Raw genomic sequence first — 12,494 nt, 5'->3', positions numbered from 1 at the left:
CATTTGACAGCGCGAAACGCGTGCACTACGAGCCGACATGGCATTCATCTACGATGAGCCGAGCAGGACCTTTGGCGAGTACCTGCTCGTCCCGAATCTGACGACGAAGGACTGCGTCCCTGCGAACGTCGATCTCACGGCCCCCGTCGTCCGGTTCAAGGCCGATCCGGGCGCGGGGCCGCCGGACCCGAGGCTCGCGCCGCTCACGATCAACGTGCCCATCACCAGCGCGATGATGCAGTCGGTCTCGGGCGCCGAGCTCGCGATCGCGCTCGCGCGCTGCGGCGGCCTGTCGTTCGTGTACGGCTCGCAGGGCATCGAGGAGGAAGCCGCCATGGTGCGGCGCGTGAAGAACTACAAGGCCGGGTTCGTCGTCAGCGACTCGAACCTGCGCCCCGAGGCCACGCTGGGCGACGTCCTCGCGCTGACCGATCGCACGGGCCACTCCACGATCGCGATCACCGAGGACGGCACCCCCACGGGCAGGTTCGTCGGCATCATCACGAGCCGCGATTACCGGCTCGGCAAGACGCCGCTCAGCACGCCGGTGCGCGAGATCATGACGCCGTTCAAGTCGATCCACTGCGGCAAGGTCGGCATCGATCTCCAGGAGGCGAACGAGCTCATCTGGCGCCACAAGCTCAACACCCTCCCGGTCATCGACGAGCGGCAGCACCTGCAGTACCTGGTGTTTCGGAAGGACTACGAGTCGCACCAGGCGCACCCGCTCGAGAACGTCGACCATGAGAAGCGGCTGATCGTCGGGGCCGGCATCAACTCGCGCGACTACCGGGAGCGCGTGCCGGCGCTGGCGGAGGCGGGCGCCGACGTGCTCTGCATCGACTCGTCGGACGGCTACTCGGAGTGGCAGCGCGACACCATCGCCTTCGTGAAGTCGCAGGGCAAGCCGATCTACATCGGCGCCGGCAACGTCGTCGATCGCGAGGGGTTCCTCTACCTCGTCGAGTCCGGCGCCGACTTCGTCAAGGTCGGCATCGGCGGCGGCTCGATCTGCATCACGCGCGAGCAGAAGGGGATCGGCCGAGGCCAGGCGTCGGCCGTGATCGAGGTGGCCAAGGCGCGCGACGAGTACTTCCAGCGCACCGGCGTCTACGTGCCGATCTGCTCCGACGGCGGCATCAGCCAGGACTACCACATCACGATCGCGCTCGCGATGGGCGCCGACTTCGTGATGATGGGCCGCTACTTCGCGCGCTTCGACGAGGCGCCCGGGCGCAAGGTCCGCGTGAACAACCAGTTCATGAAGGAGTACTGGGGCGAAGGGAGCAACCGCGCGCGCAACTGGCAACGCTACGATCACGGCGACACCAGCAAGAAGAAGGACCAGCTCGAGTTCGAGGAGGGGGTCGACAGCTACGTCCCCTATGCCGGCAAGCTCAAGGACAACCTCGACACCACGCTCGCCAAGGTGCGCTCGACGATGTGCAACTGCGGCGCCATCTCGCTGCGCGACCTGTACATGCGCGCGCGCCTGACCGTCGCCTCGGCGGTCAGCATCCACGAGGGCGGCGTCCACGACGTGATGCTGAAGGACACGCGCAGCAACCCGCGCGAGGCCTGAGCCCCGGAGGCCGGCCGCGCCGGCCTCTCCGATGAAGATACGAAGCTCGGGCTCGCCCAGCTGGCTCGTATCGATGGGGATCTCGACCTCCATCCTCTCGTCGACCTCCGGAACGTCGCTGAACCCGGCGGCGTTCGGCCGACGAGCTGTGCGCCCGGCGGGCCGCGGCGACGCTCGCCGCCGCCCCGCCGCGCGCTGCGATCTCGCTACGCCCGGAGGAGCGCCCGCGTCCGCTGCTCCGCGCGGCGCCCCTCGGCCGCCAGGCGCTCGATGAAGCGCTCGATGATCGGATTGCGTCGGAAGTTTTCACGCGTCATCAGCTCGACGGGCAGCGGCTCGACCTCCTCGGCGATCTCGACGTCCAGCCGCGAGCGCGCAACCTCGGTCAGCGCGAGCGCCGGCGCGAGGCCGATGCCGAGCCCACCCGAGACGTACGAGACGAGGAGCGACACGCTCGACACGTCGATCGTCGAGATCGGCCGGATCCGCTCGCGATCCAGGTAGGCGTCGAGCAGCCGCCGCCCCACGCTGCCGGGCGCCAGCCGGAGCAGCGGCTCGTGCCGGAGCCGCTCGCGCAGCGCCGGCGCCTTGCCCTTGAGCCGCGGCCCCACCCACAGGAACGGCTGCACGAACAGCGGCTGCTTCACGAGGTCGCCGCCCGCCGAGGACGCCGACGCGAGGCCCAGGTCCACCTCCCCGCGCTCGACCCACCGCGCGGCGTCGATCGAGTTCGCCGTCGTGATCGCGAACCGCACCGGCGCGCGCTGCTCGAGCATCTGGCGGATGACCGGCACGAGCAGCCCCTTGCCGAGGTAGTCGCTCGCCGCGAGGCGCAGCGTCGTCGACGGCTCCCCCGCCAGCTCCGAGAGCAGCTCGAACACCCCTTCCGCCTGATCGAACAGCCGCGTGATCGCGCCGAGCGCCGCCTCGCCGGCCGGGCTGAGCCGCACGCCGCGCCCGTCGCGCTCGAACAGCGCCACCCCGAAGTGCTCCTCCACCCGGCGCACCTGCTGGCTGATCGCCGACGGCGTCTTGTGCAGCCGCCGCGCCGCCTCGGCGACCGAGCCCGACCGGGCCACCAGGAGGACATCCTCGAGCGCGGGGAGGAGCGACGCATCCATGTAGCGTTACTTAACCCATCGTGAAAAAAGTTTCATTCGACTTAATGCTCGCGGGCCCGCATAGTCATGACGCCCGCCCGACGCCGGACCGCCGGATCGGGGGCGCGCCGGCCGCCTCCGCGGAGCCGGCTGGCGCGCCCCGGCGCTCGGGCCGGTCCGCTTCGTACGCCGTCCCCTTCAGCCGCGTTCAGCGTTCAGTTGCACCGCGAGAGGCCATCATGGGTAAGAGTCTCTATGACAAGGTTTGGGACCTCCACAAAGTCCGCACGTTGCCGAACGGCGAGGATCAGCTCTTCATCGGCCTTCACCTGATCCACGAGGTGACGAGCCCGCAGGCGTTCGGGATGCTCCGCGATCTCGGCCTGCGCGTGCGCATGCCCGATCGGACGTTCGCGACGCTCGATCACATCGTCCCCACCGACAACCGCAAGCGGCCGTTCAAGGATTCGCTGGCCGAGGGGATGGTCGACGCGCTCAAGAAGGCGTGCACCGAGCAGGGGGTCACCTTCTTCGATCTCGAGTCCGGTCGGCAGGGCATCGTGCACATCATCGGCCCCGAGCTCGGCCTGACGCAGCCTGGCATGACGATCGCGTGCGGCGACTCGCACACGTCGACGCACGGCGCGTTCGGCGCGATCGCGTTCGGCATCGGGACGACGCAGGTGCGCGACGTCCTCGCCACGCAGACGCTGAGCCTCCAGCGGCTCAAGGTCCGGCGCATCCAGGTCGAGGGCAAGCTCGGCCCGGGCGTCTACGCCAAGGACATCATCCTCGAGATCATCCGCCGGCTCGGCGTGTCGGGCGGCACGGGCTACGCGTACGAGTACGGCGGCTCGACCATCGACGGGTTCTCGATGGAGGAGCGGATGACCCTGTGCAACATGTCGATCGAGGGCGGCGCCCGGGTCGGGTACGTCAACCCGGACCAGACGACGTTCGATTACATCAAGGGTCGTCCGTACGCCCCGAAGGGCGAGGCGTGGGAGAAGGCGCTCGAGTACTGGCGCTCGATCGCGTCGGACGAGGACGCGCGGTACGACGATGTCGTGCGGATCGACGCGAGCGCGATCGCGCCGACGGTCACGTGGGGCATCACGCCGGGCCAGGCGATCTCGGTGAAGGAGAAGGTGCCGGCGGCGGAGGACGTGGCGAACGAGTCCGAGCGGGCGCTGATCCGCGAGGCGCTCGAGTACATGCGGCTCGAGGGGGGCAAGCCGATCGAGGGGACGAAGATCAACGTGGCGTTCATCGGCAGCTGCACGAACGGCCGGCTCTCGGATTTCCGCGAGGTGGCGCAGCGCCTGAAGGGGCACAAGGTCGCGCCGCACGTGCGCGCGCTGGCGGTCCCCGGATCGATGGAGGTGGCGCGGGCGGCCGAGGCCGAGGGGCTGGATCGGGTCTTCCGCGAGGCGGGCTTCGAGTGGCGCGAGCCGGGCTGCTCGATGTGCCTGGCGATGAACCCGGACAAGCTCATCGGCGATGAGCTGTGCGCGTCCTCGTCGAACCGCAATTTCAAGGGCAGGCAGGGGAGCCCCACGGGGCGCACCGTGCTCATGAGCCCGGTGATGGTGGCCGCCGCCGCGGTCCGCGGCGAGATCGCCGATGCTCGTGACGTGTTCGGAATCTGACGACGCTCGCACCCGAGGGAGATTTCCATGGCACTCGACTTGATCCAAACCGTCACCGGTCGCGCCGTTCATGTTCCGGGGGACGACATCGATACGGACCGCATCATCCCGGCGCGCTTTCTCAAGTGCGTCACCTTCGACGGCATCGGCGAGCACCTCTTCCGGGACGTGCGCTTCGACGAGCGCGGCGAGAAGCGGGAGCACCCGCTGAACGACCCGCGGTTCGCGGGGGCCACGATCCTGATCGCCGACCGCAACTTCGGCTGCGGGTCGTCGCGCGAGCACGCGCCGCAGTCGATCGCCAAGGCGGGGTTCAAGGCGATCGTCGCCGAGAGCTTCGCCGAGATCTTCTTCGGCAACTCGACGACGCTGGGCATTCCTTGCGTGTCGGTGAGCCGCGAGGGCCGCGCCGCGCTCGCGGCGCGCGTGAACGCCGATCCGTCGGCGCTCGTCACGGTGGACCTGCAGGAGCAGGTCGTGCGGGCGGGGAGCGATCTCGCGGTGCCGTTCACCATCAAGCCGGGGGCGCGCGAGTCGCTGCTCCGGGGCACGTGGGATCCGATCGCGCAGCTGCTCGAGGGAGCCGAGGAGGTCCAGAAGGTGGCGGCGCGGCTGCCGTACGTGCAGCGCGCCGCCGCGCAGTAGCCCCGCGCTCAACCGGTGCCGCCGCGCGAGGCGGCTCGCCGGCAACGAGCACCTCAACCTGGGTCGAGCACCTCCGAGCACCTCAACCTGGGTAGGCACCCCAACCTCGGGCACCTCAACCTGGGTAGGCCATCTCCGGGCACCTCCGGGTACCTCAACTCGGGTCGGCCATCTCTGGGTGCCCCAGGTGCGGCAATGGCTCAAATTGGCACACCGCCAGGGCCCCGCTACACTCCGACCTCATCGCCCTCCACTGTAGCTCGCAGAGATCGCTCTACCCTCACGCACGCCTCCAACCCGGGGTCCCGCTGCTCTGTTTCCTCAACCTGGGTCGGCCACCTCCACCTCCGGGAACCTCAACCCGGGCACCTCAACCTGGGTCGGATGCCGGTTCACCCACGGGCACCCCAAACCTAGATCGAACGCCTCAATCTCGGTCAGGTCTGTTTCGCGTATTGGGTCGGGCGCCTCAACTTCGGTCGGGTACGCGCGGTCCGTCGGGTCGCAGCCGCCGCCGTGCCCTCAACCTGGGTGGGGTCGCCGCTGTGCCCTCAACCTGGGTCGGGCCGCTCAATCTGGGTCGGGTCGCCCAACCCGGGTCGGGTCGCCCAACCTGGGTCGGGTCGCCCAACCTGGGTCGGGTCGCCCGGGTCGGGCCGCTCAACCCGGGTCGGGTCGCCCAACCCAGGTCGGGTCGCCGCTGTGCGGGTCGGGTCGTCCAACCTGGGTCGGGTCGCCCCAACCCGGGTCGGGTCGCCCCGCCGGGTCACGTCACCGGGTCGCCGCCGCAGAATGCCCGGCGGCGCATCTGGCCCAACCTGGCACTCAACCAGCTCCGTCCGTCACACTGTGGCCCTACCGCGCTCGGCGTTGACGCACAAGCCAGCCCACCCCTCTCGCAAACGCAGAAATCCCCCGCCTCACGCCGCGCTCTGGCCGGCGGGAGGCGTCGCCGAGCGGCCGAACGGGCATGGCATGTCCAGTGCTTTATCCCCCACGAGCTCTCCGAGTGGCGCTGAGGAGCCGCGGAGCAGCAGCGCTCCGCATGCCGCGGCGCAGCGCCATCGTTCCTTGATCGCGTGTCTTTCACAGGCGCGCAGGACGGAGTACCCCCATGCGATTCGCATTCTTCTCCTCTCTTATTTCGCGTTCGTCGACCGCTCGCTCCTCGCTCCAGGGGCTCGTCGCGCTCTCCGCGCTCGTGGTGCTCACCGGCGCCAAGGGGCAGGGCTGTGGGTCCGTGGACGTGCCGACGACGCCGCCCGAGCCCGACTGCGGACCTGGCTTCCACTGGGAGACGGTCTGTTCGCCGTGCGAGATCGGCGAAATGTGCGAGGAGCAGTGTGTGCCCGATAACGTCTGCCCTCCTGGATGGAGCCAGCAGACCTTCTGCGGCGGCAGCAGCACCAGCGTCACCACCTCCGCGGGCCAGGGCGGCATGGCCGGCGGCGTCGCCATGCCGATGTCTCCCGATGAGTGCTGGACCGAGTGCGTGCCACCGCAGCCGTTCTGCCCACCGGGCACCATCGAGCAGACCGTGTGCAGCGGCGGCGTCACCTCCACGACCGCCACCGCCGGCTCCGGCGGCTGGACCGGCAGCAGCGTCGGTGTCGGCGGTATGGACGGCGGCGTCGGCATGCCGATGCCTCCCGGCGATTGCTGGACCGAGTGCGTACCCGTGCAGCCCTACTGCCCGCCGGGCACCAAGGCGCAGACCGTCTGCGGTGGCACCACCGTCGCCGTCAGCAGCAGCAGCAGCGTCGGCGTCGGCGGCTCCGGCGGCTCCGGCGGCTCCGGCGGCTCCGGCGGCTCCGGCGGCTATGCTGGCACCGGCGTCGGCGGCTCCGGCGGCGCTGGCGCCTGGGAGGGCACCGGCGGGTCCGGCGGGGTCACAGCCCCGCCGTACCCCGGCGATTGCTGGACCGAGTGCGTGCCCGTGGAGCCCTACTGCCCGCCGGGTACGCAGGCGCAGACGGTCTGCGATGGCGGCCCCAACGTCGTCAGCAGCACCAGCGTCGGCGCCGGTGGCTACGGCGGTGCCGGCGGCAGCAGCGGCACCGGCTGGGGCGGCTGCTGGACCGAGTGCGTGCCCGTGGAGCCCTACTGCCCGCCGGACACCATCCCGCAGACCGTCTGCGGCGGCAGCGCCGTCTCCGTCGGCAGCACCGGCACCGGCACCGGCTCCGGCGGCGGCGTCCCGAGCCCCGGCAGCGAGTACTGCTGGACCGATTGCGTGCCCGTGGAGCCCTACTGCCCGCCGGGCACGCAGGCGCAGGAGATCTGCTACGACGGCATCCCCGAGACGACCGTCAGCGTCGGCACGGGTTACGGCAGCGGCGGCGGCTGGGGCGGCTGCTTCATCGAGTGCGTGCCTGTGGAGCCCTACTGCCCGCCGGGCACCCTCGAGCAGAAGGTCTGCTCCGGCGCGGGCAGCACCGGCACCGGCATGGACGACGCCGCGTACCCCGGCGAGTGCTGGATCGAGTGCGTGGAGGGCGCCATCTGCCCCCCCGAGGCGATCAAGCGGACCATCTGCGAGGAACCGGCCGGCGGCGGCTCACCCCCGGTCTGCCGGACGGAGTGTGTCCTGATGCTGCCGTGACGCGGCGGGCGCGAGCGCTCCCTCGCACGGGAGGCTTCGGGAACGCGTCAGCATCGCCCGCCCCCTACGCTGGAGCGTCACCGCGCCGATGAGACGAAAGCGCCGCGGGGGCTTCCAACCCCGCGGCGCTTTTGGCGTATCAGCGGTCCAAGAAGGCGCCGCGGCGGCCCGACGCGGCCGCGCACTCCTGGAATGACGCCGGCCGGTACGATTTCGCGAAGGGCAACCAGGACCAAACGCATCCAGGGGAGCAGGAGGCGGCTCCATGAACCTGGCCCACCCAGAAGCATCTTTCTGCCCGGCCTTTCGACGGCCCCTGGCCCTGATGCTCCTCTCGTGCGCGGCGCTGCCGCTCGCGGGGTGCCCCGTCCAAACCGCCTCCATCGGCCGTCGCAACGAAGATGCCTCGCACGTCGAGATGCCCGATCCATCGGACCAGGAGATCGGCAGCGAGACGCCGAACGTCGGCGGAGGTCCGCCCGAGGACGACGACGGCAGCGGAGGCGGCAGCGCCGGTGCCGACGCCTTCATCGACGACGGCGACGGCGGCAGCGCCTCGGCCAAACCTCCGCCCCCCGACGCGAGCCTCTGCACGGCGAGCTTCCCCATGACCGTGCGCGACTTCTCCGAAAAGCATCAAGATTTCGGCCCGTCTCAGACCACCGGCGGGAAGAAATTCGAGCCCAAGACCGAGCTCCAGAACGGCAAGCCGGTCGTCGCGAACCCGCCCGAGGAAGGCGCCGTCGCGAGCGACAGCTTCGACAAATGGTTCCAGGACGATCCGGCCGTCAACAGGACGCTCCACCAGCTCATCCACCTCGATATCCGGAACGGCCGCGGACAGCTGGGCGACCGGAGCTTCTACTACGTCGACGGCCGCGGCTTCGGCAACGAGGGTTACGCGCACAACTTCGGCTTCACCGTCGAGTTCGAGGTGCCGTTCACCTACGCGCAGGGGAGCTCGTTCTCCTACGAATCGAGCGACGACGTCTGGATATCCATCGACGACACGATCGTGGCCGAGCACTCCGTGAGCGACGGGGTGAACGGGGGAATCGTCCGTCTGGACGCGTGGGCCGATGCGCTCCACCTGAAGACCGGGTCGTCCCACAAGCTCAAGGTCTTCTACGCCGAGCGAAACTTCGAGGCCTCGGTCTTCCTGCTGGAGACCGCGCTCAACATCGAGTGCGTCGAAGCCATCGATTGAGCCGCCCGCGGCGCGGAGGGCGCGTCCTCGGGTCAGCCCGCTCGCCGGTCGGCGCTCGGCGCCTTCGCGTACCTGAGCCCGAAGGCCCACGCCGGGAACACCGTGGCCGCGAGGCCCGCGCCGAGCCCGTAGAGGATCTCGTCGACCGGCACGCCGAGGAGCGTCCGGCCCGGCAGCAGCACGCTGGGCCGCCAGGTGCGCTCGAACACGCCGGGCACGAGCGCCGCAAAAACGAGGCACAGGCCGAGGTAGAGGGCCGCCGACAGGAGAGCTCCGAGCAAGCCCGGCACGAGCAGATCGCGGCGCGCCCCGACGAGCGCCGCGGTGACCGCGATCATCGCCACCACCGCGGCGTAGAGGACGGGCACCCCGGCCGCGAGCAGCGCGCCGGCCGTCGCGAGCGCGAGCGCGACCCCCGCCGCCGCCCGCAACCACGGTCGCGCCGCCGCCCGCAACCACGGTCGGGCCCGCGCCGCCGCCGCCCGCAACCCCGGTCGGGTCCGCGCTGCCCGCAACCACGGTCGGGTCCGCGCCGCCCGCAACCCCGGTCGGGTCCGCGCCGCCGCCGCCCGCAACCCCGGTCGGGTCCGCGCCCGCAACCCCGGTTGGGTCCGCGCTGCCCGCAACCACGGTCGGGTCCGCGGCGCGCCCGGCGCGGCGCAGGGCACCAGCGCGCGGCGGAACACCACGGCGTACGCGGTGGACGAAAACGCGCTGAGCCCGACGATGAACAGCAGGTCCTCGACGCCGAACCCGAACCGATCGGCCAGGTCGAACAGGAACTTGGGCGTCCAGTACGTCGGGTAGAACAGCCGCTCCGTCGCCGCGAACGGCAGCGAGGCGACCGCCGCGCGCTTCATCAGCGAGCGCAGATCCGGGCGCGCAACCCAGATGGCGATCCCCGGCAGGAGAAAGAGGACCGAGAGCAGCAGGAACTCGTACGTCACCTCCCCGCCCCCTCCTCAGCGCGCGGCGAGGGCGACGGCGGTGGCGGCCAAAAGCGACAGCGTCGCCGCCCCCGCGGCCGCGACCCGGACCAGGAGCAGGCGCGAGCCCGGCGGCGCTGGGCGGGCCAGCAGCACGACGAGCGTCGCCGCCGCCGGCACGAGCAGCCCCGGCACCGGGCGCAGGCCCACCGAGCCCAGGCCGATCGGCGCGAGCAGCAGCGAGAGCCCGTTCAGGAGCGCCACGCACAGCGCGGCCCGCTCTCCGCCCGCACGCACGGGCAGCGTCCGCTTCTCGCTCTCCCGGTCCGAGGGCTCGTCGGGGAGCGCGGTGGCGATCGCGCAGCCGAGGTGGCTCGGCAGCAAGAACGCGAGCAACGCGAAGGGGAACCGCGCGAGGTCGCCCCCCTGCGCCAGATACCCGTAGAGCGGCAGGACAGCGCCGACCCCGACCATCTGGAGCAGCTCCCCGCCCCCGCGGTACGAGAGGCGGAGCGGCGGGTAGCTGTAGGCCCAGAGGAGCACGAGCGCCGCGATCGCGAGGAGCACGAGGAGCGGCGCGCCGACCGCCGCGGCGAGCGCCGCCGAGACGGCCACGAGCGCCGCGGCGCAGGCCACGGCCGCGGCGCTGAGCGCGCGGGGCGAGAGGCGCCGCTCCACCAGCACGCGCGAGCCGCCCGAGAACGGCGTGGCGGTCCGGTTGCGGCGGTCGGTCTCCTGGTCGGCGACGTCGTTCGCGTAGACGATGAAGAGCTGGTCGAGGAGGCCGAAGAGCTGGACCGCCGCGAGCGTCCCGAGATCCAGCGGCCGGCCCGCCGCCCGCGCGCCGAGCAGCTGCCCGAGCAGCAGCGGGAGCGCGATGGTCGGCTGCGAGGCGAGCCGCGACGCCGCCAGCCAGGCCCGGAGCGCCCCCCGCCGGGCGCTCATCGCCCGCCGCCCCGCGACAGGCCGAGGCGCTCGGCCAGCTTGGCGCGCAGGTCGGTGAACGGGAGATCCCAGCGGCGCTCGCCGTCGAGGCGCCACGCCTTGAGCGGGATGAGGTCCACCTGGGCGAGCAGGTAATGGAGCTGCGACTCCTCGCGCGGCTCGCGGATGAAGCTGAACGGGTTGCGGTACTCCCGGCCGTTCAGCTGCGAGTACTTGCGATCGTTGCTGGCCACGAGGTCGATGAGCGCCTTCTGCCGGCCGTCGAGGTAGTCGAAGAACGCGAGATCGAACGGCCCGACGCCCGCGCGCTCATCCGGCTTGCGCGTCACCCAGCGGGCCCAGTCGTAGCCGTAGAGGAAGTCGTGCGCGTAGCGGAAGCGCAGCTTCGACTTGTTGCCGAAGCCCACGCAGAGCGACACCACGCGGCCCGCGAAGTCGCCGATCGCGGGCGCGCTCCCGGCCTGCCACAGGCAGCACGCCAGGTAATCGAGGTCCCAGAAGATGTTGTCGGGGAAGTTGTCGGAGATCGCGCGGATCACCTCGCCGAGCCCGCGGGCGAACGCCTGCGCGCGCTCGGCGTCCTCGCAGCCGCCCGCGATCTGCTCGACCAGCGCGACCGGGGCGGGCGCGCACGGCCGGCCCGGCGCGACCGAGGCGCGCGCGCCGAGCAGCGGCGTGAGCTGCGCGAGCTCGTCGCGCGCTTCGGCGGGGATCGCGGACGCGGCCGGGGCGCCGGTCACCTCGGCCTCCCGCCGGCGCAGAGCCCGGCGGCGAGCACACCCGCCGACAGGGCGGCCGTCCCCCACCAGATCGCGCGGTGCAGCTCGAGCTTGTAGGCCGCCTGCGCGGCGAACGCGTTCGTCACCGCGCCCGCGCTCCTCCCGACGAGCCGCGCCCGGAAATAGAGCGCGACGGCCGCCGCCGGCGCGACCGACCAGGTCGGCGGGGCGCCCGCGGCGAGGAGCGGCGCCGCGAGCCAGAGGAGCGGGCCGAGGCCGACGAGGGCCTCCGTGGCCCGACGCGTGATCGCGTTGCCGAGCAGCGCGGCCACGGTGCGCTTTCCGCCGGCGCGATCGCTCTGCTCGTCGGAGAGCCCGCTGGCCAGGGCGCTCGCCAGCGCGAGCGCGAGCAGGCCCGGCAGGAGCGCCGCGAGCCACGCCGGCGCCCACGCGCCGCACTGGGCATACGCGTGCAGCAGGGGGAGCACGCCGCCCACGCCGATCATCTCCAGGAGCTCGCCGCCGCCGCGGTAGTTCAGCCGGAGCGGCGGCAGCGTGTACGCGACGAAGACGAGCAGGCCGAGCGCGGCCAGGGGGAGCAGCAGCGGACGACCGAGCGCGCCGCCGGCCACCCAGGCGACGAGCAGCGCGGCGGCGCAGGCGCCGAGGCCGGCGAGGAGCAGGGCATGCGCCGGGAGGATGCCGTCCGGGATGGTCTTCGGCGAGCAGCCCTCCGGGAACATGCGCCGCTTGAGGGCGTCGACCTCGCGATCGCCCCAGTCGTTCAGGAGCACGACGAACGCGACGTCCGCGACCATCCACAGCGCGCCGAACGCGAGCGCGCCCGCCGACAGCCGGCCCGCGACGGCCGCGCCCACGGCCTGCCCACATACGGCCGGGACGAGCACCTTGGGCCAGCTCGCGGGCTTGAGCGCGTACCACCACCGCGCTCCAGGGCTCATCGACTCGACGCGCATGGATCAGGTCTTTCTGCTGCTAGCACAAGAACCTGCGCGCCCATGGGCCCCACGAGACCGCCCGGGATCCGGGCGCTCGCCGCTCGGGCGCGCCGGGGCAACGCCGCGGCGTGTCGACCGCGCGCCGTGCGGCGTTTCCTTC

10 protein-coding genes are annotated in these 12,494 nt (G+C 71.8%); 5 read left to right on the top strand and 5 right to left on the bottom strand.

From position 1 onward, the window contains the following. Window positions 1-37 precede the first annotated feature (37 nt). Window positions 38-1,582, top strand: coding sequence for an IMP dehydrogenase (locus WMF20_RS00550; RefSeq protein ID WP_437609709.1), 1,545 nt, complete (start codon window positions 38-40; stop codon window positions 1,580-1,582). A gap of 206 nt (window positions 1,583-1,788) precedes the next feature. On the opposite strand, the gene WMF20_RS00545 is transcribed toward WMF20_RS00550, so the two are convergent. Beyond that, window positions 1,789-2,703, bottom strand: coding sequence for a LysR family transcriptional regulator (locus WMF20_RS00545; protein ID WP_437609707.1), 915 nt, complete (start codon window positions 2,701-2,703; stop codon window positions 1,789-1,791). A 218-nt stretch (window positions 2,704-2,921) separates the two neighbouring features. On the opposite strand from WMF20_RS00545, the gene leuC reads away from it, so the two are divergent. The 4 genes from leuC to WMF20_RS00525 all read left to right on the top strand — a co-directional run bounded on the left by leuC (window position 2,922) and on the right by WMF20_RS00525 (window position 8,785). Next, on the top strand, window positions 2,922-4,331 hold the full coding sequence (leuC, locus tag WMF20_RS00540) for a 3-isopropylmalate dehydratase large subunit (RefSeq protein WP_129572459.1): 1,410 nt from the start codon (window positions 2,922-2,924) through the stop codon (window positions 4,329-4,331). A gap of 27 nt (window positions 4,332-4,358) precedes the next feature. Next, window positions 4,359-4,976 carry a 3-isopropylmalate dehydratase small subunit gene (gene leuD / locus WMF20_RS00535; RefSeq protein WP_437609704.1) on the top strand — a complete coding sequence of 206 codons (618 nt, stop codon included), beginning with the start codon at window positions 4,359-4,361 and terminating at the stop codon, window positions 4,974-4,976. Window positions 4,977-6,090: 1,114 nt separating this feature from the next. Continuing rightward, window positions 6,091-7,578 carry a hypothetical protein gene (locus WMF20_RS00530; protein WP_437609702.1) on the top strand — a complete coding sequence of 496 codons (1,488 nt, stop codon included), beginning with the start codon at window positions 6,091-6,093 and terminating at the stop codon, window positions 7,576-7,578. Between the two features lie 265 nt (window positions 7,579-7,843). Then, window positions 7,844-8,785: a fibro-slime domain-containing protein gene (locus WMF20_RS00525; RefSeq protein WP_437609700.1), complete on the top strand. Its 942-nt coding sequence runs from the start codon at window positions 7,844-7,846 to the stop codon at window positions 8,783-8,785. 32 nt (window positions 8,786-8,817) lie between these two features. On the opposite strand, the gene WMF20_RS00520 is transcribed toward WMF20_RS00525, so the two are convergent. Genes WMF20_RS00520 through WMF20_RS00505 form a run of 4 tightly spaced genes read right to left on the bottom strand, consistent with a single transcriptional unit; the run spans window position 8,818 to window position 12,352 of the window. Further along, complete coding sequence (locus WMF20_RS00520) at window positions 8,818-9,732, bottom strand: lycopene cyclase domain-containing protein (RefSeq protein ID WP_437609698.1); 915 nt, start codon at window positions 9,730-9,732, stop codon at window positions 8,818-8,820. A gap of 15 nt (window positions 9,733-9,747) precedes the next feature. Then, on the bottom strand, window positions 9,748-10,656 hold the full coding sequence (locus tag WMF20_RS00515) for a prenyltransferase (protein WP_437609696.1): 909 nt from the start codon (window positions 10,654-10,656) through the stop codon (window positions 9,748-9,750). Beyond that, a complete protein-coding gene (locus WMF20_RS00510) occupies window positions 10,653-11,396 on the bottom strand; it encodes a ferrochelatase (protein ID WP_437609694.1) in 744 nt (247 codons plus the stop codon). Before WMF20_RS00510 ends, WMF20_RS00515 begins: the two co-directional genes overlap by 4 nt. Next, window positions 11,393-12,352 carry a UbiA family prenyltransferase gene (locus tag WMF20_RS00505; RefSeq protein ID WP_437609692.1) on the bottom strand — a complete coding sequence of 320 codons (960 nt, stop codon included), beginning with the start codon at window positions 12,350-12,352 and terminating at the stop codon, window positions 11,393-11,395. The genes WMF20_RS00510 and WMF20_RS00505 overlap by 4 nt, the downstream gene beginning before the upstream one ends. Window positions 12,353-12,494 lie beyond the last annotated feature (142 nt).

Source organism: Sorangium sp. So ce834 (genome assembly GCF_051521425.1).
GTDB classification, from domain to species: domain Bacteria; phylum Myxococcota_A; class Polyangia; order Polyangiales; family Polyangiaceae; genus Sorangium; species Sorangium cellulosum_D.
This window is presented reverse-complemented; position numbering and strand designations above follow the sequence as displayed.

Excerpts from the sequence above, each read along its gene's own strand:
- WMF20_RS00550 (WP_437609709.1), top strand. The coding sequence starts at position 38 with ATGGCATTCATCTACGATGAGCCGAGCAGGACCTTTGGCGAGTACCTG.
- WMF20_RS00545 (WP_437609707.1), bottom strand. The coding sequence starts at position 2,703 with ATGGATGCGTCGCTCCTCCCCGCGCTCGAGGATGTCCTCCTGGTGGCC.
- leuC (WP_129572459.1), top strand. The coding sequence starts at position 2,922 with ATGGGTAAGAGTCTCTATGACAAGGTTTGGGACCTCCACAAAGTCCGC.
- leuD (WP_437609704.1), top strand. The coding sequence starts at position 4,359 with ATGGCACTCGACTTGATCCAAACCGTCACCGGTCGCGCCGTTCATGTT.
- WMF20_RS00530 (WP_437609702.1), top strand. The coding sequence starts at position 6,091 with ATGCGATTCGCATTCTTCTCCTCTCTTATTTCGCGTTCGTCGACCGCT.
- WMF20_RS00525 (WP_437609700.1), top strand. The coding sequence starts at position 7,844 with ATGAACCTGGCCCACCCAGAAGCATCTTTCTGCCCGGCCTTTCGACGG.
- WMF20_RS00515 (WP_437609696.1), bottom strand. The coding sequence starts at position 10,656 with ATGAGCGCCCGGCGGGGGGCGCTCCGGGCCTGGCTGGCGGCGTCGCGG.
- WMF20_RS00505 (WP_437609692.1), bottom strand. The coding sequence starts at position 12,352 with ATGCGCGTCGAGTCGATGAGCCCTGGAGCGCGGTGGTGGTACGCGCTC.